At 50.0% G+C, this 22,841-nt stretch carries 25 protein-coding genes; 23 read left to right on the top strand and 2 right to left on the bottom strand.

Features of this window, described 5'->3' with window-relative positions:
• The first annotated feature begins 25 nt into the window (after positions 1–25).
• Together IEX98_RS22340 and IEX98_RS22335 are read left to right on the top strand one after the other, a co-directional pair.
• Entirely contained in the window at positions 26–1,615 is a 1,590-nt protein-coding gene (locus tag IEX98_RS22340) for a UDP-glucose--hexose-1-phosphate uridylyltransferase (protein ID WP_188891596.1), read from the top strand.
• Between the two features lie 178 nt (positions 1,616–1,793).
• Positions 1,794–2,264: a hypothetical protein gene (locus IEX98_RS22335; RefSeq protein ID WP_188891594.1), complete on the top strand. Its 471-nt coding sequence runs from the start codon at positions 1,794–1,796 to the stop codon at positions 2,262–2,264.
• 140 nt (positions 2,265–2,404) lie between these two features.
• Here the strand turns inward: IEX98_RS22335 and IEX98_RS22330 are convergent, their stop codons facing one another.
• On the bottom strand, positions 2,405–2,632 hold the full coding sequence (locus tag IEX98_RS22330) for a DUF1128 domain-containing protein (protein WP_188891591.1): 228 nt from the start codon (positions 2,630–2,632) through the stop codon (positions 2,405–2,407).
• A gap of 177 nt (positions 2,633–2,809) precedes the next feature.
• Between IEX98_RS22330 and yyaC the strand changes: the two genes are divergently transcribed.
• The 12 genes from yyaC to tsaD all read left to right on the top strand — a co-directional run bounded on the left by yyaC (position 2,810) and on the right by tsaD (position 14,338).
• Positions 2,810–3,397, top strand: a complete 588-nt coding sequence (yyaC, locus tag IEX98_RS22325; RefSeq protein WP_229692324.1) for a spore protease YyaC — start codon at positions 2,810–2,812, stop codon at positions 3,395–3,397.
• A 22-nt stretch (positions 3,398–3,419) separates the two neighbouring features.
• Positions 3,420–4,241, top strand: coding sequence for an alpha/beta fold hydrolase (locus IEX98_RS22320; protein ID WP_188891589.1), 822 nt, complete (start codon positions 3,420–3,422; stop codon positions 4,239–4,241).
• A 32-nt stretch (positions 4,242–4,273) separates the two neighbouring features.
• A complete protein-coding gene (locus IEX98_RS22315) occupies positions 4,274–4,927 on the top strand; it encodes a DUF6483 family protein (RefSeq protein WP_188891587.1) in 654 nt (217 codons plus the stop codon).
• Between the two features lie 124 nt (positions 4,928–5,051).
• Positions 5,052–6,245: a class I SAM-dependent methyltransferase gene (locus IEX98_RS22310; RefSeq protein ID WP_188891585.1), complete on the top strand. Its 1,194-nt coding sequence runs from the start codon at positions 5,052–5,054 to the stop codon at positions 6,243–6,245.
• A 96-nt stretch (positions 6,246–6,341) separates the two neighbouring features.
• Positions 6,342–8,024, top strand: coding sequence for a histidine kinase N-terminal 7TM domain-containing diguanylate cyclase (locus tag IEX98_RS22305; RefSeq protein WP_229692330.1), 1,683 nt, complete (start codon positions 6,342–6,344; stop codon positions 8,022–8,024).
• Between the two features lie 238 nt (positions 8,025–8,262).
• On the top strand, positions 8,263–9,345 hold the full coding sequence (locus tag IEX98_RS22300) for an HD-GYP domain-containing protein (protein WP_188891573.1): 1,083 nt from the start codon (positions 8,263–8,265) through the stop codon (positions 9,343–9,345).
• Positions 9,346–9,499: 154 nt separating this feature from the next.
• Entirely contained in the window at positions 9,500–10,372 is an 873-nt protein-coding gene (locus IEX98_RS22295) for a YitT family protein (RefSeq protein WP_188891570.1), read from the top strand.
• Between the two features lie 23 nt (positions 10,373–10,395).
• Positions 10,396–11,436, top strand: coding sequence for a thiamine-phosphate kinase (gene thiL / locus IEX98_RS22290; RefSeq protein ID WP_188891568.1), 1,041 nt, complete (start codon positions 10,396–10,398; stop codon positions 11,434–11,436).
• Between the two features lie 20 nt (positions 11,437–11,456).
• Positions 11,457–11,960, top strand: a complete 504-nt coding sequence (gene tsaE / locus IEX98_RS22285) for a tRNA (adenosine(37)-N6)-threonylcarbamoyltransferase complex ATPase subunit type 1 TsaE (protein WP_188891566.1) — start codon at positions 11,457–11,459, stop codon at positions 11,958–11,960.
• On the top strand, positions 11,947–12,765 hold the full coding sequence (gene tsaB / locus IEX98_RS22280) for a tRNA (adenosine(37)-N6)-threonylcarbamoyltransferase complex dimerization subunit type 1 TsaB (RefSeq protein WP_188891554.1): 819 nt from the start codon (positions 11,947–11,949) through the stop codon (positions 12,763–12,765). Before tsaE ends, tsaB begins: the two co-directional genes overlap by 14 nt.
• Positions 12,762–13,277, top strand: coding sequence for a ribosomal protein S18-alanine N-acetyltransferase (gene rimI / locus IEX98_RS22275; protein WP_188891552.1), 516 nt, complete (start codon positions 12,762–12,764; stop codon positions 13,275–13,277). The genes tsaB and rimI overlap by 4 nt, the downstream gene beginning before the upstream one ends.
• Entirely contained in the window at positions 13,274–14,338 is a 1,065-nt protein-coding gene (tsaD, locus tag IEX98_RS22270) for a tRNA (adenosine(37)-N6)-threonylcarbamoyltransferase complex transferase subunit TsaD (RefSeq protein WP_229692323.1), read from the top strand. The genes rimI and tsaD overlap by 4 nt, the downstream gene beginning before the upstream one ends.
• Before the next feature lie 97 nt (positions 14,339–14,435).
• Here the strand turns inward: tsaD and IEX98_RS29635 are convergent, their stop codons facing one another.
• Positions 14,436–14,594 (bottom strand): hypothetical protein, encoded by a 159-nt coding sequence (locus IEX98_RS29635; protein ID WP_445376017.1) that lies wholly within the window; start codon positions 14,592–14,594, stop codon positions 14,436–14,438.
• Between the two features lie 332 nt (positions 14,595–14,926).
• Here IEX98_RS29635 and IEX98_RS29380 point away from each other — a divergent pair, with 332 nt between their 5' ends.
• The 9 genes from IEX98_RS29380 to IEX98_RS22235 all read left to right on the top strand — a co-directional run bounded on the left by IEX98_RS29380 (position 14,927) and on the right by IEX98_RS22235 (position 22,610).
• Positions 14,927–15,058, top strand: coding sequence for a hypothetical protein (locus tag IEX98_RS29380; RefSeq protein ID WP_268237840.1), 132 nt, complete (start codon positions 14,927–14,929; stop codon positions 15,056–15,058).
• Between the two features lie 103 nt (positions 15,059–15,161).
• Positions 15,162–16,736, top strand: coding sequence for a 2-isopropylmalate synthase (locus IEX98_RS22265; RefSeq protein WP_188891549.1), 1,575 nt, complete (start codon positions 15,162–15,164; stop codon positions 16,734–16,736).
• Between the two features lie 581 nt (positions 16,737–17,317).
• Positions 17,318–17,773, top strand: coding sequence for an ATP-binding cassette domain-containing protein (locus IEX98_RS29285; protein WP_229692322.1), 456 nt, complete (start codon positions 17,318–17,320; stop codon positions 17,771–17,773).
• Positions 17,725–18,057 carry an ATP-binding cassette domain-containing protein gene (locus IEX98_RS29460; RefSeq protein WP_308421820.1) on the top strand — a complete coding sequence of 111 codons (333 nt, stop codon included), beginning with the start codon at positions 17,725–17,727 and terminating at the stop codon, positions 18,055–18,057. Before IEX98_RS29285 ends, IEX98_RS29460 begins: the two co-directional genes overlap by 49 nt.
• Before the next feature lie 28 nt (positions 18,058–18,085).
• Complete coding sequence (locus IEX98_RS22255) at positions 18,086–18,313, top strand: hypothetical protein (protein WP_042170769.1); 228 nt, start codon at positions 18,086–18,088, stop codon at positions 18,311–18,313.
• A gap of 29 nt (positions 18,314–18,342) precedes the next feature.
• Positions 18,343–19,290 (top strand): polyprenyl synthetase family protein, encoded by a 948-nt coding sequence (locus IEX98_RS22250; protein WP_188891547.1) that lies wholly within the window; start codon positions 18,343–18,345, stop codon positions 19,288–19,290.
• 100 nt (positions 19,291–19,390) lie between these two features.
• A complete protein-coding gene (locus tag IEX98_RS22245; RefSeq protein ID WP_188891544.1) occupies positions 19,391–19,552 on the top strand; it encodes a hypothetical protein in 162 nt (53 codons plus the stop codon).
• Positions 19,553–19,588: 36 nt separating this feature from the next.
• The gene (locus IEX98_RS22240) at positions 19,589–21,982 is read left to right on the top strand and encodes an ATP-binding protein (RefSeq protein ID WP_188891542.1); all 2,394 of its coding nucleotides are present in this window, start codon (positions 19,589–19,591) and stop codon (positions 21,980–21,982) included.
• Entirely contained in the window at positions 21,960–22,610 is a 651-nt protein-coding gene (locus tag IEX98_RS22235) for a response regulator transcription factor (protein ID WP_188891540.1), read from the top strand. Before IEX98_RS22240 ends, IEX98_RS22235 begins: the two co-directional genes overlap by 23 nt.
• The last annotated feature ends 231 nt before the right edge of the window (positions 22,611–22,841 follow it).

Genomic DNA, 22,841 nt, shown 5'->3' with positions numbered 1-22,841 from the left:
GAATACCGAGAGGAGAACGCACATCATGACGGACCCGCAATACGCACAGGCTAATGCTCAAAACGCTTTGCTGAACATCGAACGGCTCGTCCGCTTCGCGCTTCGCGAAGGGATGATCGAGGCGCTTGACGTCAACGCATCGCGAAACGCCTTGCTCGATTTGTTCGGCTTCACGGAGCCGTATGAGGGAGAAGTGCCGGAAGAACAATTAGAGAGCGCAGTAGAGCTGCTCGAGTCGCTTCTCGATTACGGATATTCCATCGGTTTGATTACCGATAACATTACGACTTACCGCGATTTGCTGGACGCACGGATTATGGGGCTGCTTATGCCCCGGCCTTCCGAGACAGCAAGCGCATTTGCCAGAACGGCGGAACAAAAGGGAGTGGCGGCAGCTACCGACGCTTTCTACAAGCTGAATATCGATTCCAACTATATTCGGATGGATCGCATCCGCCGCAATAAATATTGGCTTCACGAGACGGACTATGGCGCTTTGGAAATTACGATCAATCTTTCCAAGCCCGAGAAAGATCCGAAGGAAATCGCCTTGCTTCGCTCGATGCCGCAGGCGCATTATCCGAAATGTCTGCTATGCGCCGAGAATGTCGGCTATGCGGGACGCGCGGATCATCCGGCCCGTCAGAATCTGCGCGTGCTGCCGTTGACACTGCAAGATGAGCCTTGGTTCTTCCAGTACTCGCCTTATGTGTACTACAACGAGCACAGCATCGTATTCAAAGGCGCGCATGAGCCGATGGTAATTTCGCATAGCTCATTCGCTAGGTTGCTTGATTTTGTCGAGCAGCTGCCGCATTACTTCATCGGCTCCAACGCGGACTTGCCGATTGTCGGGGGCTCGATTCTTAGCCACGATCATTTCCAGGCAGGACGCCATACGTTCCCGATGGAAAAGGCACCGATCGAAGCGACGTTTGCTGATCCGGCATTGCCTGGCGTATTCTTTGGCATCGTCAGCTGGCCGATGTCCGTCATTCGCGTAAGCGGCTCCTCGAAGAGCGACGTTCACCGTGCGGCTTGCCGTTTGCTTGATGAATGGCGGGGTTACAGTGATACTAATGCGGAAGTGCATGCCTTTACGGAAAATGCCGATGGCAGCCGTACGCCGCATAATACGATTACACCGATTGCCCGTCTGCGCGACAACGGTGACTATGAGATGGATCTGGTGCTTCGGAACAACCGGACGAGCGAAGAGCATCCGGACGGCATTTTCCATCCGCACAAGCATCTGCATCATATCAAGAAAGAAAACATCGGTTTGATTGAAGTGATGGGCCTTGCGGTATTGCCTGGACGTCTGAAAGACGAACTGGAGCAAATCGCCGCTTATTTGACGGGCTCCACAGCGATTGACAGCGGGTTGCATGATGCGGGACATCCGCTTCATAACCATGCAAGCTGGATCGAATCGCTGGCAGCGCAGTATGGCACAGCTTGTACGGCAGAGGAAGCGAAAGCGGCTGTTGAAAGCGAGACAGGCGCTAAGTTCCTGGACGTACTTAAGGATGCTGGTGTCTACAAGCGAAATGAAGAGGGTGCTGCTGCATTCCGGCGGTTTTTGGACGCGATCGGGCTGCAGGAGAACAAATAAAGAGAGTTGCGGTCATAAGGCCGCCGCTGTCCTTCGGGACGATGCGGCGGTTTTTTATAATTCTGTAAATAAATTAATTTGAAATGAATCAAAAATTATGGTATTTTTTATAAGAAAAACAAAGACGTTAATTATGATTAATTATGTGTATTTATAAACAACAATCGGAGGGGTTTACGTGCCGGAACAAATTATACCGTTGGACGACTTTTTGAAGCTGGATTCGGACGAGCAAGTAGAAAAACTGAAACGCTGGAAGATGGATTATACGCTTAAGGATATCCGCGAGGCTTGGAGCTTCAAGCATTCTGCGCAATATTACATGCTGCTTAAGAAGCTGCGTATCTATGAGCGTGTAGTCAATAAGTCGGATAAGTTTTACCCGGTATCGGAGCAATTGCTGGCTCAATCCGGCTCTCAGCAGGACCGCGGCTGGAGAGGCAGATCCGCCTATGTGCAGCATGAGGAACAGCCTGCTGACCGCTTTAATTACCAGTTGAACACGACTCTTAGCGGCTCAGAACTGGCAGAGAAGCTAGAGCGTCTTGCTTTCTTTCTGAAAGGCGAGCAGAAGCAAGTGACCATTACGCTTTCGATTGAATCGGCAGCAGCCGTGAACGCCGCTGAGACGAGCGAAGACGACGAGTAAATGTTCAAACATAGCGACAAAACAAAAGGAACCGCTCCCTAGGGACGGCTCCTTTTGTTTTTATTAACGTACATTGAAGTTTGTCGAATACTGAAATTTAATGTCTGTTTATGGAATAATTTGTGTGTTGATACTATATTTTATTTATTTCGCAGTTTGCCTAACTCGGAGACGAGAGCTTCCACTTCGCTGATGCTGAACTTGTCTTTGGATGCAACAACCTCATACAGGTCTTTAATATCTTCATATTGATCGACGCCGAAATGGGACGCTTGCATAGCCGCACCTGTTGCCATCCGAAGCTTAACCTTAATCGTCTCGATCATAAATTCTACATTTTCCTGTGATTGCAGTTCTAGGTTTGCCATTGAATGCAGTCCTCCCTCTAATTGATCCGGTCGGCCCAAACGGCCGCTGGACAGCGATTTGCTTTCGCCATTGTACCATATTTCCGAGTCCGGATGCCTGGAAATTGAACCGCGGTGCCAAATTGGATACAATGAAGCCATAACGAAAATGCAAACAGAGAAAAGCGGGTGTGCAGGATGATGGAACATTTGAAAGCCTGCATTGGCAGCATAGAGAAAAAAGGTGAGAACGGACAGCTTTACGCGGATTTCGGATTGAACGCGTTTTTATCCCGTATTGCGGAAAAGCACCCCAGCCGAGATGAGATTCTGTTTCTGTGTATCGGAACGGATCGTTCTACGGGAGATAGCTTTGGTCCGCTGCTCGGGACGATGCTTCGCGCGCAAGGCTGGCCTTATGTAGTAGGAACGCTGGATGAGCCTTGCGATGCTTACAGGGTCGAGCAAGCGGTTCGCGCAGCCATCGCAGAGCACGCCGTCGTTATTGCCGTTGATGCCTGCTTGGGCAAGGCACAGTCGGTCGGCGGTTATCTGGTCGCTGAGGGTCCGTTAAAGCCGGGGCAAGCGACTGGCGCGAATTTGCCTGAAGCGGGCCATTACAGCATAGCGGGAATCGTCAACGGTATGAGCCATAAGCCGTATATGACGCTGCAGACGACTCCGCTGCATCGCGTGCTGCAAATGGCATCAGGTTTAGCGGATGCAATCGAGGCGGCTTGGAAGGACAGTGCGAAGAAGCCGACCAATGCGAGATACGGAACTTAGTCGAATAAAGGAGTGACGTGGAATGAGCAAGAAATCAATCGCGCAGCATCAAGTTCGGCTCGGCAACGGCATCGAGCTCGCTTATTACGATTCTGGAGAGCAGGAGCCAGGCAAGCCGGCGTTAGTTCTCCTGCACGGCTTTTGCGGAAGTTCGGCTTACTGGGAACGAGTAGTCGCTCGCCTTGCACAGCATGCAAGAATTATAGCGCCAGACTTGCGGGGGCAAGGGAATTCTCCCGCAGCCGGGGAAGAGGCATATACGATGGAATTGTATGCCGATGATTTGGCAGGTATGCTCGAGCATCTGAATATACCCCGTGTCACTTTACTCGGCCATTCTTTGGGAGGTTATGTTACGCTGGCGTTTGCTGATCGCTATCCGGATAAGCTTCAGGCATTTGGGCTCGTTCATTCGACCCCGTTCCCGGACAGTGAAGCTGCGAAGGGCAATCGCGACAAGGCGGTGGCAGCAATCCGTAAAGACGGCATTGTGCCTTTCGTTGATGGACTTGTACCGAAACTGTTCGCGCCGGAAAGTCTGGAATCCAGGGCTGAGCAAGTGGGACGGGCCAAGGAGATCGGCTACGGAACAAGCGAAGCTGGTGCCATTGGAGCGGCTTTGGGGATGAAGGAACGGCCCGACAGGAATGTGATTCTTGCAGAAACAAATCTGCCGCTTCTGCTGCTCGCAGGTGAACTTGATGCCATTATACCGGTGGAAAAAACATTGGTTGTTGACGGGAATAACGTGACACAGGTCATTTTGAAAGGCGCAGGGCATATGGGCATGCTGGAGCAGCCCGATGCTTTTGTGCAAGCGGTAACCGGTTTTTTGAATAAATAAGGATCGTCAGGCTTGGGAGGGAGAAATAATCGATGTTTCAACGGGACTATTTCATGCGGATGATCGGGCAAATGACGGAAGCGGTTGGACAGATTATGCAACTGAAGCGGGAAATGAAGCATGACGAAGCGCTGCTTATTATTGACGAGCTTCTGGACAAGAGATTTGGTTTAAGCGGGAAGCTGATCCGCTCGCTGTCGGATAAGGATTTAATCGGGGTCATGACGACCAACGGTGTCGTGGAGACGGACAATCTCCAGGCTATCGCTGTCTTAATGAAGCAGGAAGCTGAACTGCTGGAGGCGCAGGGCAAAGAGGAAGCGAGCTTTATTCATTATTTAAAGTCGCTTCATTTATTTATGCGTTTGTCGCTGCTGGGAGCGGCGCCTACTCTTGTAGAGCCGGCGAAGGAAGCAGAGCAGCTTCTGGATAAGCTGAAGCTCTACGAGCTGCCGGAGGAGACGAAGCTGCTGCGTGCAGAATGGCATGAGGGCGAGTCTCAATTCGATCAGGCGGATAATGTGCTCCATGAGCTGCTTGAGGATGGCGCCATTCCGAAGGAAGAGGTCGTTGATTTTTACCGGCGGCTGCTGCTATACGATGATGAGAAGCTCCTATCCGGCGGCTTATCCCGGGAAGAGCTGGAGCAAGGCGTGGAAGAACTGGCAGCTAAGACGCAACAATGATTGAAATGCGAAGCGGAAGGCAGGGAGCAAACTGCGGATCATGCAGCTTGCTCCCTTGTTTCGGCTAGAAAGCTTATAGCAATGCAAAGCATAGCAATTCAAAAGATCAGGGAGCTGAACGTTCATGACAGAACAATGGCAGCAAGATTTGCTCACAAGTATTGACCGCGGCGAGCTGCTGCAAGGCACGCTAAGCCAATTGCGGCGCAAGGATGGAGCGGCACCGCCAAAGACGATCGTTAGACCGATCCAACTGAAGCAAGGGCTGCACTATCAGTTCGAATATCATTATGCAAATAAAGTGACGCATGAAAACGTCGTGCCGCAAATGGCCGGAGCAAAGCTGCTGGCGCTCTTGAACGAGGACTACCGGCAAGCGCTGGTCAAAACGCCGGAAGCCGATCTTCAATTGCTGTTCAGTAAAAAGGGGAAAGCGACGGTGCTCAGCAAGCCGCCTACGGGAAGCGTGCGTCAGCCGTCCGAGCTGCAGCATAATCGTCAGAAGCAGCGGATATTGGCAGAAGGAGCGGCTGCTCCATTCCTGGTCGAGCTGGGCATTATGACGAAAGAAGGCATGGTGCATGCCAAGAAGCAGGATAAGTACAAGCAGATCAACCGCTTTCTGGAAATGGTAACGGATGTGCTTCCGCATTTGCCGAAGGACAGGCCGCTTACGATTGTCGATTTCGGCTGCGGCAAATCTTATCTTACTTTCGCGCTCTATCATCTGCTGGCGATCGAGCAGCAGCGCGACATTCGAATTATCGGTCTGGATTTGAAGGCGGATGTTATCTCCTTCTGTTCTGGACTTGCAGATAAGCTTGGGTACGGCAACCTGACATTTATGGTCGGGGATATCGCTGAATATGAAGGGCTGAATGAAGCCGATATGGTCGTTACGCTGCATGCCTGTGATACGGCAACGGACGCCGCTTTGGCGAAAGCGGTCGGTTGGGGTGCGTCGGTCATTATGTCGGTACCTTGCTGTCAGCATGAGGCATTCAAGCAAATTCAGAATGACACGCTTTTGCCGCTTTTGTCGCAAGGGCTGCTGAAGGAACGGTTTGCTGCTTTGGCGACGGATGCGGCGCGCGGAACGCTGCTTGAGGCGATCGGCTACAAAGTGCAAATGCTGGAGTTTGTTGATCCTGAGCATACGCCAAAAAACCTGCTAATTCGCGCCGTACGCGGCGAGAAGCAGGCTGTTTCGTCGAAAAAGTGGGAGCAGTATGAGCAATTCCGCAATTTCCTGCATCTTTCCCCGTCGTTGGAAGCGATGCTGGGCGACCGGCTGCCAAGCAAAGAGAATCAACAATAATCGCTAAGAGATGAAGTATTAATTGTCGTTATATAAATCATTTGATACAATGGAAATAGATGGCTATATAACGGATGGGTGACCGTATTGGAATCGATGATCTGGTTGGATTTTGGCATTTTCCTAGTTTTATTTGGATTATTCTTCTACGTGTTTGCGGCTAACTCTGTTACGGTTCTCCATAAAATCTATTTGGTCCTTCATTTCGTATTTATGGTGTGGCCGTTATTTCAGTTTATTTCGCAAACGGCGATAGATCCGCAATACAAGTTGTTTTATCTTATAGGCGCATATGTCGCTCTCTCTTTGCTAGGTGTTGGCTGGTTCGTTTTTATCGTCGTCCTCACCGGACAAGCAAAGGTGATCAGGAAGAACCGGATTATTCTGCTTTCTATTCCCGGTGTGGTATCCGCTCTCGCGGCGCTGGCCAATCCCGGAAATTTGTTTCTTAATATTAATTATGGTCTTGATCCAAACGGACAGCTTGAGAACGGGCCCCTTTACTGGATGATGATCGTTCAGGTTTTGATCTATCTTTTTATGTCGGTGTTCATTATGGTATATACGCTTCGCAAAGATGTATCCTCCCGTCACAAGACGCTTGTCCGGACGGCGATGAATACCGTCTTCCTGCTTATTCTGTTTGGCATTGGCGATTTGCTTGTTAATATTGTTTTTATTGATTCTTTTAACAGCTATTTTCCTATCATTTCTTGCGGTATGGCCATTTCGACAGGTTATCTGGCGCATGCGATTACGAAGCACCGCGTCTTTAATATTATTCAGGTCGTGCAGCGCGATATTATGAATACGATGTCAACTGGCATTATCGTACTGGATGATAACGATGTCGTGATTGATATCAACAAGGCGATGAGGCCAATCATTCGGCTGAGAATCGGTGACAAGTTCAATCCTGGAGCTATAGCTTCTCAGTTGCCCAAGTCAGCGGCGAGGGATTTTTTGAAGTTTTTTGAAGAGCAGCACGAGAAGCCGCTGGAGCGTCTGGAGGTTGAGCTTGCGCTTCATTTGGAACAATCGAGCTACATCGTCATTCAATCTGCTCCAATTTTGAATCAACATAAGAAAAAACTGCCGATCGGCCGGCTGCTTACCTTTCATGACGTAACGCAGCTTCGCATCCTGCTGGATGAAACCAACACGCAAAATGAGCTGCTTCATGATCGGAACCGTGAGCTGATGCTCATGCAAGAAGAGCTGTCCCAAGTGAATAAGAAGCTGCAAAATATGGCGATTACGGATAGTCTGACTGGCTGCTACAACCGCCGGTACCTGCTGCAGCAGTTGGAGCAGGAAGTAGCGATCAACGTTCGGAAAGGCATTCCCTTCTCGATTTTTCTGTTCGATATCGACTTATTTAAATCGATTAACGACCGGTTCGGACACTTGGCCGGAGATGAGGTGCTTTGCGCCACAGTCGATGCGGTGCGAAGCATGCTGAGGCTTACGGACGTATTGGCGCGTTATGGAGGCGAGGAATTTACCGTCTATTTGCCCCATACGAACCGGGAGCATGCCGATCTGGTTGCGGACCGGATCAAGGAAGCCGTGGAGCATAACGTCGTAAGAACCGGCAATGGCGATCAGACGGTATCGGTTACGATCAGCATGGGCGTCGTATCAATCGAGCAGTTCGATGCGAGGGTGCTGGAAGACCCGAAAGCGTTTCTTCGGGAACTATTATCACAAGCCGACGCTGCATTGTATGAAGCCAAGTACAATGGACGCAATCGCATCGTCAAGCGGAAGCTGGCTTAAAGTTATCCAGGTCCGGAAGTGATTAGGGTAAGAGGATTTCATTCTTCTTACCTTTTTTTTGATGCCGATTACTCTCTAAGATTGCCGTAAAATAGCACATTCTGTCGATTTTTATCCAAAATGATACAGGGATCATGCGATGCAAACAGTAAGGGGAGATAGTAAGTCCCATTCTAATCTGCTAAAATAGATTCATTCCGGTAAGCGCTAGAAAACGATCGAAGGCGGGAACTATCTAATGAGAAAAGTGCAAATTGGATTGGTCAATCCTGGAGACAAACTCGCCAAGCCCATCTTTCAAGACAATGGGAGCGTTCTTCTTGGCGAAGGAGTCGAACTAAGCGAACGTTTTATAAATCGGCTGCAATCACTGGGAATCGATTTTTTGTTTATCGAAGATGGGAAGACAGAAGATTTAATTCCGGAAGAAACAATCAGCGATGAAACGCGCAGACATGCCGTCGATGCGATTTATAAAACGATGAATTCATTTAAGGACTTCTCACCCATGAAAGGAAGGGCTATCGTCCCGGATCTCGGGAGAACCTTCCGCAACGTGTTTGGCGACATTATGACCGATTTGTCGACGAGACCCAACATGCTCGTCAATCTGACAAGCATACATACGACTGATGCTTACTTATTCCAGCATACCGTTAACGTTGCGGTGCTGGCTGGGGTGCTCGGCATAGCCAAGGGCTATAACCGAAATCAGCTTGAGGAGCTTGGTATCGGTGCGCTGATGTTTGATATTGGAATGTCCAAGGTTCCTCAGGAGCTGCTCAAAAAAGCAGGTCCTCTGACAAAGGAAGAGCGTGGTATTGTAGAAAACCACACGAAAGACGGCTTCGATATTTTGCGTAAATATCATGATATTTCGATCGTCTCGGCCCACTGCGCGCTGCAGCATCATGAGCGCTACAACGGTTCGGGCTATCCGCGCGGCCTGCAAAAGGACGAAATACATATGTATGCGCAAATCGTTGCAATCTCCGATGTCTATGATGCGCTTACTTCCCCTAGACCGCACCGTAAACGCTATACTTCCGCCGAAGCCATCGAATTTCTGTTTGCGGCGGGCAATACCTATTTTGATTTTGAACTGATTAAGCTTTTTTGCCGTCATATATCCATTTACCCCGTGTCGACAACGCTGCTGCTGAGTTCAGGACAAATCGGTGTCGTAGCCGTGAACAGCGAGCTTGCGCTTCACCGGCCGCGCGTGCGAATTATCCGCGAAGCGGATGGGAGCGAGCCGTCGCAGCCTTATGACTTGGAGCTAAAGGACGAGCTCCATCTGACGATCGTCAAAGAGCTATAAATAGAGCTTCGACGCAGAAGTACCCGCAAATCCCCCTATCAGCCGCAGCTGGCGGCACTTGATAGGGGGATTTGCTTTATAGGCCGTTTCCATATCTCCACTCTTAAGGTAAAATAGAAGGAAAAGGCCGATTCTGGGAGAGGGAGAAGGTTTCATGAGTGAGCATCAACAGCATTTAAAGCTGCCGAAGCTTGAAGTGCTCCGTCGCATGCTTTTCATTACGTTAGGGGCGGCGCTCGTATCGGTAGGACTTGAAATCTTTCTCGTGCCGAATCATATCATTGATGGCGGCATCGTAGGCATCTCGATTATTATTTCGCATTTGACGGGTTTGCCTCTTGGTCTCTTTCTCTTTTTACTCAACTTGCCTTTCCTTGTACTCGGCTATAAGCAAATAGGGAAGACGTTCGCGATGTCGACGCTTTATGGTGTCAGCGTGATGTCCCTGGGAACGTTTCTGCTTCATACAGTTCCTCCATTGACGGAAGAATACGTGCTGGCAACTATTTTTGGCGGAGTTATTCTGGGTATCGGCGTCGGTATGGTTATCCGCTTTGGCGGATCACTGGATGGGACTGAAATTATCGCGATTTTGTTCAATAAGCGGCTTCCCTTTTCAGTGGGGGAAATCGTTATGTTTTTCAACCTGTTTATTTTATGCAGCGCCGGATTTGTATTCGGATGGGACAGAGCGATGTATTCGCTGGTGGCCTATTACATTGCATTCAAAATGATTGATATTACGATCGAGGGCTTCGAGGAATCGAAGGCGGTATGGATCATTAGCGAGGACTCGCAGGAGATCGGGGCGGCTATTATGAGCCGTCTTGGACGCGGCGTTACTTACTTGCATGGGGAAGGCGGCTTTACAGGCGGCCAGAAGCGGGTAATCTTCTGCGTCATTACGAGGCTTGAAGAGGCAAAGATGAAGTCGATCGTGCATGAGCTTGATCCCGTTGCGTTTCTTGCCGTCGGCAATATTCATGATGTGAAAGGCGGCCGCTTCAAGAAACGGGACATCCATTAGCGGAAGCGAAGGAGACAAGAGCAGTGGATGAATTTGCAAGCATCCGCCATTGGACGGCGGACCGGCAAAGCGCAGAATGGCAGCGCAGCCGCGGGGTCGTGCTCGGAATCGGCGACGATGCGGCGCTCGTGGACGGTAATTTTTCGATTGCGGACATCAAAGGACCGTATGAATGGGTCATGGCGATGGACACGATGGTAGAAGGCGTTCATTTTGTGGACGCAACGATGGAAGAAGAGGATATTGGCTATAAAGCGCTTGCCGTCAATATTAGCGATATTGCTGCAATGGGCGGCATCCCGCTTCACGCGCTGGTTTCCGTAAGCGTGCCGAAGTCATTCGGGCCGGAGCGAATGCGCCGGTTGTACGATGGGTTGTATGCGTGCGCGGAGCGTTATGGCGTAGCGGTCGTTGGCGGCGACACAACGTCGTCGCCGCAGCATTTGGTCGTTGCGGTGACGGTGACAGGAGCCGTCGAAGCAGGGAAGGCGCTGCGGCGCTCCGGCGCGAAGCCCGGGGATGCCGTTTTCTTGGCGGGGCAGCCGATCGGCATGTCGGCAGCCGGCCTGCATGGTCTGTTCGCGCAGCAAGAGAGTCGAAGCGCATCGGGAGTGGAGCTGCCGGCGGCGCTAGTGCAAGCGCACCAACGGCCTGAGCCCGGCGTTAGAGCGGGCCGTATGCTCCTTAGGCGCGGCACTTGCCATTCGCTCAACGATGTGAGTGATGGCCTCGCTAGTGAAGCATGGGAGATCGCTGAAGCTTCCGGCCTTGCACTCATTTTGCACGAGTACAAGCTTCCGCGCAGCGGCAGCATGGCAAGCTATGCCAGCCGCGCTGCCGTTGATCCGCTGGAGTGGATGCTTTACGGCGGAGAAGACTTTGCGCTGCTAGGTACGATAGCGGCATCGGATGCCGAGGCGGCTCAAGCAGCTTTTCATGCAGAGGGTCTGCCGTTTTATATAATTGGTGAGACAGAAGCAGGCGACCCGGGCGTACGTCTCATCGAAGCAGAGACAGAGCGGGTGGTGCCGCTTGCGAAACGGGGCTTTAATCATTTTCGTTGATGAGCAGGTGGTTGATAGATATGAGCAAGCAGATAGGACAAGCTGCAATTAGCGTGAAGGATGAGCGGGAAACGGCAAAATTGGCCGAATTGCTGGCGGGTATGTCTTCTCCTGGCACTATCATAGCGTTGGACGGCGACTTAGGCGCCGGTAAAACAACGTTCTCGCAATATTTTGCAAAAGCGATTGGTGTAAATGGTGTGGTGAACAGCCCTACTTTTACGATTATTAAGGAATATGAAGGCGCAGCGATGCCCTTTTATCATATGGACGTTTATCGGCTTTCAATGGAGGAAGCGGATGAGCTTGGCTTGGACGATTACTTTTACGGAAACGGCGCGACGATCGTGGAATGGGCGAGCTTAATTGAGGAGCTGCTGCCCCCGGAACGACTCGATATTTATATCGAGCATGAAGGTGAAGCGGGCCGCCGTTTTCGAGTAACGGGTATTGGAGAACTGTACGCTTCATGGTGTACGGCTTTGAACGAGATAGGAGCAGGGAAGAACGATGACAGAAACTAAACAACTTCCGATATTGGCATTTGATACGTCTACAGCGGCGATGTCTGCGGCAATCCGACAGGGGCATGAAACGCTTGGCGAGATTCATTCCCTTGCGGAGCGGAACCATTCCGTTCATATTATCGTCCATTTGAAGCATCTAATGGAGCAATGCGGCGTAAGCGGCGAAGGGCTGGGAGCCATTGCTGTCGGCAATGGGCCGGGCTCTTATACCGGGATGAGAATCGCAGTAGCTGCGGCCAAAACGCTTGCTTGGGTATGGAAGAAGCCGCTAATCGGCATTTCCAGTCTAGAGGCTCTTGCATATGGCAGTATCCATCAAACGAATGAAGCTCAAGCCCTGGCTGGCGTGCATTGGGTACTGCCGATCATGGACGCGAGGCGAGGCCAGGTGTATACAGCTGGGTTTGCGATGACCGCAGATGGCGAATGGAGCCGCTTTGCCGATGACGGCGTTCGGCTTATGAAGGATTGGGTCGATACCATTGCTGAATTACTGGCAGGCGAAGCCGGCCATGATCCTGCAGTTATTTCGATTTGCGGTGATCTAACCCTCCATGAAGCTGAGGCTCTGCGTCTCAAGCAGCTTTGTGCAGAAGCTGGTATTGCTGCCGATGTGCGCTTGCAGCCCTACGAGCTGGAAGGCATATGGGTTGCGGAGCTGGGCCAGCAGCGTTTGAGTGCGGGACAGTTCGATGATACGCACACCTTTACGCCAAACTATACGCAGTTGACCGAGGCGGAAGTAAAGCTGAAGGAAAAGCTGGCTGAACAAGCCAAACGTACGGAGGAAATTAAAGAATGAGAAAATCTGCTATAGACGGGAAAGTTCTCTTTCGGACGATGGCGCTGGAGGATATCGAACGAATTGTGGCTATCGAGGAAGAGGCATTCGCTACGCCTTGGACGGCGGAAGCGTTCCGCAACGAGCTGTTGAACAATATGTTCGCCAGATATGTCGTCATGGAATGGAATGACCGGATTATCGGATATGGCGGCATGTGGATCATTATGGACGAAGCGCATGTAACGAATATAGCCATCGAAGCGGACTGGCGCGGAAAAGGGCTGGGCGAGCGGCTGATGGATCAGTTGCAGCGCAGAGCCGTTTATTATGGCGCGGCAAAAATGACGCTCGAAGTGAGAGCTTCCAATAGAATTGCTCAAAAGCTGTACGGGAAGCTTGGGTTCGAGCCTTCCGGCATTAGGCCCGGTTATTATTCTGATAACCAGGAAGATGCAATCATTATGTGGGCGGAGCTAGCGGGCGGGAAGCAGAACGACGATGAGGTTGGGGCGGAGGATCAGGGACTGTGAGCGGAATCGGTAATATAGATGAGTACAATAACAACGAAGGTATTATTCTTGCAATCGAGACAAGCTGCGATGAGACTTCAGTGGCTGTTGTCCGTGGCGGCAACCATATTGCATCAAACGTCATTTCCAGCCAGATTGAGGTGCATGAGCGGTTTGGCGGTGTGGTGCCGGAAATCGCTTCGCGGAAGCATGTGGAGGTCATCACGCTGATGATCGAGCAAGCGCTGGAGGAATCCGGTTATGGATTAGGCGATGTGTCAGCTGTGGCGGTCACGCAGGGTCCCGGACTTGTCGGCGCCCTGCTGGTCGGAATCGTAGCGGCCAAAAGTTTGGCGATGGCACTGGATGTGCCGCTGATTGGCACGCATCACATCGCCGGACATATTTATGCCAATCAACTCGTTCATGAGCTGGAATATCCATGTATGGCACTCGTCGTATCGGGCGGGCATACCGAGCTTGTTCTGCTGGAGAGCGAAGGCTCCTTCCGAATGATCGGCAGAACCCGCGACGATGCCGTTGGGGAAGCATATGACAAAGTAGCGCGTGCGCTCAAATTCCCATATCCAGGCGGGCCGCATATCGACAAGCTGGCAATGGAAGCTGAGCGAGCGATTACGCTGCCCCGCGCTTGGCTGGAGGCTGGTTCCTATGATTTCAGTTTCAGCGGCTTGAAGTCGGCGGTGCTTGCCGTTATTAACCAGACGGGCATGAAAGGCGAAGAGCTTGATAAAGCAGCACTGGCTAGAGGCTTCCAGGAATCTGTTATCGAAGTGCTTGTGGAAAAAGCGCTTCGCGCCGTACGTGAATTTGGAGCCAAACAGCTGCTGTTATGCGGTGGAGTAGCGGCCAATCGGGGTTTAAGAGAGGCACTTACAGCACGCTGCGTCAAAGAATCAGTACCTCTGCTGGTGCCGCCGCATCGTCTGTGTACGGATAATGCGGCCATGATTGGTGCCGCGGCATATTTGAAATGGAAGCGCGGCGAGTTCACCCCGCTGGATATGAAAGCCGAGCCTAACTTCTCGCTGGAGGGTTGGGCAGCAGGCGGAACGATCTGAAAAAAATATGATCAATGGGAATTGACAGAATACTTTCCGGTGAATATAATAAGCAACAATACTTCAATTCCATACTTTGCAAACGCAAGGAACAGGATCAGTAAGGTTTATCCGGGTATAGAGAGCTGCGGGTTGGTGCAACGCAGTCGATGGAGACCTGAAACTCGCCTGGGAGCGGAATGACGGAGGCAAAGGCTGACCATGGCAGCTTTAGCGCGTACGTCGTTACGGTTAACCCCCGTAATCGGGTGCGCATCGACTAACATCCGGAGTTGGCGATGTGCCTAAGGTGGACTTACGAACCTTTGCTTTTCTGAAGCATAGCGTTTGGAGTCAACAAGGGTGGTACCGCGCAGGACATAACAGCCTGTCGTCTCTTGAATATAGAGACGATAGGCTTTTTTTATTGTTTTGCGGCAGGGTAGGGAAGTATTCAGCAACTAACTTGAATGATAATCAACCACAATCCCATACACATAACGCTAGGAACAGGAACAGTAGGGCAATGAAGCGGGAAAACGGCAGCCAAGACAAGGTTATCCTTGCATAAGCTGCCGCAGAGAGCTGCGGGTCGGTGCGACGCAGTCGATGCTTAGGTCTGAACTCGCCTGGGAGCGGAATGGTGGAAAGCGGCAGCGGCTGCTCGTACATCATTACGGCAAAGCCTCCGTCATCGGGCATCAAGCGGGTCAGGACCAATATGAGGGTCCGGCCAATTAGAGTGGTACCACGGCGGATTGAAAACCTGTCGTCTCTTTCCAGAGACGGCAGGTTTTTTTGTATTCAAAAAATCTAAATCACCCAATAAACGGAGGTTTTTCACATGAGCGAAACGACGAATACTGCACAAGAAACGAAGAAGATTCAAATTTTTGATACGACTTTACGTGATGGTGAGCAGTCACCTGGCGCATCGATCGATCCAGAGCGGAAGATCATTATCGCCCGTCAACTGGGGAAGCTTGGTGTCGACATTATAGAGCCGGGCTTCGCTGTATCGAGTGCAGGCGAGTTCGCAGCTGTTCAGCAAATTTCTCGTGAGCTGCAGCATGTAGAAATTTCCGGTTTTGCCCGCATGATGAAGGTTGATATTGATGCTGCAGTTAAGGCGACTCAGGATGCGGCGAGAAGAAGGCTGCACCTGTTTATCTCTTCCTCGGACATTCATCTTCAGTACCAGCTGCGCAAGACCCGTGCTGAGGTGCTGCAGATTGCGAAGGAAATGATCGCCTACGGCAAGCAGTTCGTTGATGAAATCGAGTTTTCGGCGATGGACACGACACGCTCCGATCGGGCGTTTGTCATCGATCTGGTAGAAGCGGCCATTGCCGAGGGGGCCACGATCATTAATCTGCCGGATACGCTTGGTTATGCACTGCCAGATGAGGTTGAGGAGCTGTTCCGATCCGTTCGGACGCAAGCGCGCGGCGGTGAGTCGGTTCGATACAGTGCCCATAATCATAATGATCTGGGTCTAGCGGTAGCGAACAGTCTGGCAGCCATTCGCGGGGGAGCGACGCAAATCGAGGTTACCGTCAATGGCGTCGGTGAACGCGCAGGCAACTGCTCGCTGGAGGAGCTGGCGATGATTATTGAAACGCGGAAATCGGTACTGCAGCTGGAGACGGGAATTGAGCAGCGTGAAATTTATGAAACGTCCCGGATGGTCAGCCATGCGATGCACTATCCGATTGCTTACAATAAACCGATTGTGGGTCGCAATGCCTTCCAGCATGAATCCGGCATTCATCAGGACGGCTTGCTCAAAAACCGCAATACCTACGAAATTATGGACCCGGAAGCGATGGGCATTTCCCGCAGCATGATTATCCTGGGCCGCCACTCCGGCCGCCACGCAATTAAACACCGTCTGGCCGAATATGGCGTCGATGTTGCGGACAAAGAGCTGACGGAAGTATATGATCGCTTCAAAGCATTGGCCGATGAGAAAAAGATCGTCACCGACGATGAGCTGATCCGTATTGCCGGAGAGACGACGGCAACTCAGCCTGACCCGTATGTACTGGTCGACCTGCAAGTACTGGCTGGAAGCCATAAATCAAGAATTGCCTCGGTAACGGTTAAGAATAGTGCGGAAGGCGAGGAGCGTTCTTATACAGGCATGGGAGAAGGGCCGCTGGAGGCGGTTATCCACTGCATTCAGCAGGCGATTCCTGTTGCGGCGGAATTCGAGGATTTGGAGATGCATTCGCTGTCGACGGGAGAAGACGCGCATGGCGAGGCTGTCGTCACGATTGTAAATAACGGCGAGCGATACCGCGGCACTTCGATCCATAAGGATATTATTTTCGCCGCCGCACAAGCCTATGTCGCAGCTTGCAATCAAGCGGTGATGACCGGAAATAAACGCGGGACGAAAGAAAATACGGCTGTCTAATCCCTTCTGGTCAGGAAGAAGATGGAATTACCCACAGTTGAAAAGCTTCCTGTGGATAATGAAGGAAAACCGTTATAGAATGCGGGTTTTCAGTCGAGATGACTGTGTGTGGAAAGTGGATATTTTTTTCACAGCCGTATTGTGAATAATGTTGATAACGTGTATAAGTGCAATCAACATACAACAGTTTCCAGTAATTAGCGGCGTTAACCTTTACAAATCCTTTGTTTTTGGGAATCGATATCGACAGAATTGACTAACAATTTATCAAGTGATGTGGATAACTCTGTGGATAAGGTGGACAGTTTATTGAAAGCTCTTGCTGGGCGCGACTTTAGCGCCTTGCGAGAGCTCTTTTTTTACGCTGGAAACAGATGAGCGATTTGGAATGCCGCTTGCGTGACCGCAAAAAGATTGCGTGGAATCGCACCTAGTATTTCGGTGCAAGATTGCTAGCGTTGCGTTAAGGTAGAGTTAATAGAATTGATCAGGCAGGCAGCAGCCGTCAGAAATCGATTCGTCGATAGGTCGGTAAAGATTTGCTCAATTGCGATTTCCAGCGTGAATGGAGGATTACTACAATGAGAAAGCGGACAGTCATTCAAGTAAGCTCGGTAAGCAAAAGCTATGGGAGCAACCAGGCGGTTGAAGAAGTATCCTTTCGGGTAAAAGAAGGGGAGCTTTTCGGAATTATAGGGACCAATGGGGCAGGCAAAACGACGCTGTTGGAAATGCTGATGGGACTGCGAAAGCCGGACAATGGGCGGATTGATGTACTAGGTATAGATGCGATAATGGAAGCGGAGAAGCTGAAGGACTATATCGGCATCTATTTGCAAAGCACGTCTTTGGTGGACAAGCTGACTTTGCGGGAAGCACTCGAAATGTTTCAATCGTTTTATACGCGGAAAATGGATCTCGACGAACTGATTGGACGGTTCGGGCTGGAGCCGTTCGAGAATAAAATTGTGAAAAGGCTGTCAGGAGGCTGTCAGGAGGCTGGCAGCAGCGCGCCGCACTTGCAATCGCACTTGTAAACGATCCTAAAATTATATTTCTGGACGAGCCGACAACGGGGTTGGATTGGCAGGCTAGAGCTGAATATTGGTCATTAGTATTAGATTTGAAGCGTCAGGGGAAAACGGTTGTAATCTCGTCTCATGACATGGGTGAAATGCAGCGTAATTGCGATCGGATAGCTGTATTACGCAAAGGCAGCATTGTTAAATGCGATACGCCGGGCAAATTGATATCGCAAATCCCTGCAGGAGGCTTAACGATGGAGGCCGTCTACGTTCACTTCGCCTACGCTGAGGTGTGACCGCCCCCAGACCTGGAGGAGGGCTTTTTTGAAAAAGGATCAAAGAAACGACATCAAAAGTCCGTCATTGCATCGCAGCGAAGTTGTCGAAAAACGTATGGAAATGCTGGCAACGCTGCTCGATAAATTGAATGAGGAGGCGATTGCTGAACAAAGACTGCAGAAGGAAAAAGCGGAATCTACCAAATGGAAGGGGAGAAATAAGAGGAGATTTATGCGGGCGGTTGTCGGCATTTTCTTCCATCGTGTAGAATGAAGTCATTCAGACAAGACGGAGGTTTTCCGATGGAAGATTTTGCGCCGCTTATTAGACAGGAAATGAAACAATTCGCAGGGCGGTATTTTAAGGATGAACAACTGCTCTATTATGCGAATCTATTTATGGAACGCAAATTTACCGAACCGATGAAGTTTGGTCCGCTTGCGGTGCTCCATTACCGGCTGTTTGGCGGTACGTCGGAAGCGGTCTATCGTGCGGGTGCATCTGTTGAGCTGTTTATTCTGGCTTCGGATATATTGGATGATTTGCAGGATCAGGATGCGCCTCACCAGCCTTGGTCACAAGCGCCTTTGCCGATTGCGCTTCACCTGGCTAGTGTATTCATGACCCTATCGCAGCAAGCGATGACGGAATGCGGCCTGGAGGCAGTAACGGTATTGCGGGTCATCGACATGATGAACAAGCAACTGCTTGTTGCCGCTAACGGGCAAATGGCCGATCTTGCCAATCTAGCGACGGATGAAGCTTCATATCTTGATATCGTTAGAAGCAAATCTGCGGCATTGCTTGTCCTTGCTTGCATGACCGGAGTCATGCTGACGGGCCGGGAATGGCACGCAGGCGTGGCCGAGTATGCGGAACAATTGGGCATCGCGGCTCAAATTGAAAATGATAGAAGAGACCTGCTTCGCTGGGATGAGAAAAACGATTTTCTGCAACGCAAAAAAACGCTGCTGACTCTATTTTTACTAGAGGACTTGGGAGATGAGGACCGCTGGGTTGCGGAGTACTATGCCGGCCGGCTAGGTGAGGCGGAAGCCTTGGGCATGGAGGCGGAATTCGAACAGCTGTGCGAGCGGTCGGGAACGCTGCTGTACGGCTCGGCGATGTTTAGTCTTTATTTCAACCGCTTTCAGGAATTGCTTGGAGGCATCCCGGAAACGTCCGGGAAAATTGAGGAAATAATGGCGATTGTGTCGGGAAAAATAGCGAATACCGGGATACCGCAATGAACATTGCGGTAAATACGAACTAGTTTAGCGTTTGCTGTCGATAGAATTCCTGCTATATTAGAATCAGTAATTGATTCTAATATAGCAGGAGGAGATTTAAATGTTAAAAGAAACAATTCGTTCGTTGGCAAGCAATGGATTTGTACTGGGTGCACAACCGCAACTGGCTGGCGTATCCGCAGCTGAGCACGGCGCTCTCCAAGATGCATTGAAGAATCAACAAGAGAAGAAAGGCAACTATCAACTGGCTTTCTGGGGCTAGTCCTTAAGCGATAGGATATGATGCAGGAGGAGAAGTATGCGTAATATACATATCAAGAGCACTATGACCTTTCTCTTTCTGCTCATCCTGTTGTCGACCTTGCTTTACTTGACTTTGACGGTTGTCAGAGAGCCGTTTATCGGAATGGAAGTCAAAGAAACGTCAGGACGATATTTTGTAGAAGCGATTGAACCGGCAGGGCAAGCAATTCTCAAGGGAGTTGCAATAGGCGACGAAATTATCGAAGTGAACGGCAGTGCTGCCACCGAGTACCATTATTTGAACAAGTTTTTCTCTGTTGAGAAGGCTGTAACGGTACTGGTCAAGCACATAGACGGAGATTATGCGCTCGTCTCTTTCAGCAAAGGCTGGAATGGGGAGCACACAGGTTCGGAATTGCTTATTCAACTCTATTTGCCGCTATGCTCACTAGTTCTTTTTACCGGTTTATCCGTATTTTTATACCGGAAACGCAAGGACGATCAAGCGGCGCTGATTCTGATGATGTTTTTTGTCATTATCGGTCTTAGTTACTATTCATCTGCGGCGTCCTATCGCAGCGACCTGGTAGGCTACTCGATCATTTATGTAGCCATCCCGTTTATACCTTCTCTCTTTTTGCTGTTTATGAACAGCTACCTTAAACGGTATGATGTCGTTTTTATTGGCAAGCGGTGGTTGATCTCTCTTTTTGCAATTTCAGGTATCGTGCAATTGAGCTGTTTGATCTATGTATGGACAGAGATGATCCCAAGCAACGTTTTCGTATCGATCCGGACGGTTTATTACGGTACTCTGCTGGTAGGTAATTTCCTTTGTATCGTTCTGTTGATCAAGAAATATTTGTATCACAGACATACGAAGCTGAACTCCTTGTTCAAAATTACGCTGACTTCGCATATTGTAGCGTTTACTCCGTTTACGGTAATGAACGTATTGCCGCTATTTATCGGAAGCGCACAGTTTTTACCGGCTGCATTTACCGCACCATTTCTATTTGTATTGCCGGTTGTCTATTTCTACTTGCTAACTTCCAATCAGCTATTTGACATCGACTTCATCCTTACGAGGTTTAAATACTATACGTCTCTGGCATTGCTGCCCTCGGTCCTCATTACCTTTGGTGTAACGGCGGTCATGAAGAGCCAATCGAGCATGTCTTGGATTATGTTTGTGCAGACCTTTGTAATCGTCTATACGGGGGTAACCCTTTTCTTGTATATCAAGGAGCAGATCGATCATAAGTTCCGGCCTAAGCTATTCAAGGCCATGTACAGCTACCAAGACAGTCTGGACCGGTTCTCCCGTAAAATTGCGAGAGTAATGAAGCGAGCGGATTTGGAAGCTGTACTGCGCCAGGAGCTCAATGAGCTGCTGCCCGTCAGCCGAATCGATTTTTTGCTTGTGGATCAGACGGATTCCGTCGTGAAGCCGATCGGTGAAACGGCGGAGGAGCAAGGGACTGCGATCTTTTTACTTCAAGTAGCCGACACACTGAAAGTAGGAGAGATGGTGGAGCTGCCGCATGGACTTGGTCTTGTGATTGGCAGACAGCGCTCGAAATACCATGTCGTATGGATTGGCTCCAAAACCAATCATACACGCTTCAACTCGGATGAACTCCGCTGGTTGAAAACGATGGCGAACTATGCCAGCATCGTGTTCGAGAACCTTTATCTGATTGAAGGGCTCATCGAGGATTTGGAATCGGAAGTACGGAAGGAACAGACGACGGCTCCATGGGTGCTTCGCCTCCTGTTCTGTCTTTCGGAGAATGAGCGCCGCAAGCTCGCTGCCGATCTGCATGATTCTGCGCTGCAGGATCAGCTGCTGTGGTATCGCAAGCTGGAATCGGTCATTATGGATCATCCAATCTCGGATAAGCTGGGGCATGAACTTGAAGATATAAAAGAAGGTCTGCTTGACGTCATCCACCAGATTCGTGAAACCTGCAACGAGCTTCGCCCTCCTTTGCTTAAGGAGATGGGGGTTGTCGAAGCGGTGGAGTCGATCGTGGAGCACTCCCAAATGCGGGATAACTTCGCAATTGATTTCCGTCCCAAGACATTCCAGCATCCATTGAACGAGGAGCAAATTACAGCGATCTACCGGATCGTTCAGGAGCTGCTCCGAAATGCGGCCAAGCACTCGCATGCTAATATGGTTACTCTGGAGCTGGAGCAAAGAACGGATGAAATTTATTTCCGTTACAAGGATGATGGCAAGGGTATGGATGTCGATTACATGAAAGCGTCTTTCGAACATATGGGATTATCCGGCATCAAAGAAAGGGTTGCGAGCCTAGAAGGAGACATTTCATTCCGATCGAAGCGTGGAGAAGGTCTTGAAGTTGTTATTAGTTTGCCTGAAATGATGACAAACGGCCGATCGGAAAGGGGTTTACTGCGTGATTCGTATCTTATTAGTTGATGACCACCCTTCGGTAGGCGAAGGCACGAAAACGATGATTGAACAGGATCCGGAAATGAAAGTAACGGTTGTACTTTCTGCGATGGAAGCGTTGGAGGTCGTTAATAACGAATCCTTTGATATCATCTTATGCGATTTGAATATGCCGGGAATTAGCGGTTTGGAACTAACGAAGAGATTGATTCAGCAAGTTCCGGACCGCAGGGTGCTCATCTATACCGGCTATGAAATAAGCACTCACTTTAATCTATTGATTGAATGCGGTGTGTCCGGATTCATATCCAAGACGGTTTCCCGCGAACAGCTTCATAATACGATTCGCTGCGCAATGCGTGGAGAAGCGGTCATTCCGATCTCGCTGCTGAAACAGCTTCGACGCAATGAAGTCAAAATTACGCGGGCGGAGAAAGCAATCGAGGAAGTTTCCATTAATGAACGCGATCAAGATATATTGCAGGAAGTTGCAAATGGCAACAGCAATAAAGATATTGCAGCCAAGCTGCATATGAGTCAACGAACGGTTGAATATAATCTCACCCGTATTTTTGAAAAACTAAGCGTTCGATCCCGGTCGGAAGCAATTGTGGAAGCAAAAAGGCTCGGCCTAATTCGAATCGAACAATTCTAAATAGCAATTCTAACTATTGAGAATACGATCACTCCGTTGATTCCAAAGACGGAATGATATTCTAATAAGGGATAACTTCCATGGCTTGTCCATTGAAGCATCGTATCCCAGCAATAATGGCAAGTGCTAGTCCAAGCAAGCAGCAGTACCCTAACTATGGTTTCCCTCTCAATGCTTACGCTTTTATAGCGTAAGCATCTTTTTATGGAATAAAAAACGGACCCATTTGGT

This window comes from Paenibacillus radicis (ex Gao et al. 2016) (assembly GCF_014641555.1).
GTDB classification, from domain to species: domain Bacteria; phylum Bacillota; class Bacilli; order Paenibacillales; family Paenibacillaceae; genus Pristimantibacillus; species Pristimantibacillus radicis.
Note: the sequence above shows the minus strand (reverse complement) of the source record. Positions and strands in the feature narration are given on the sequence as shown.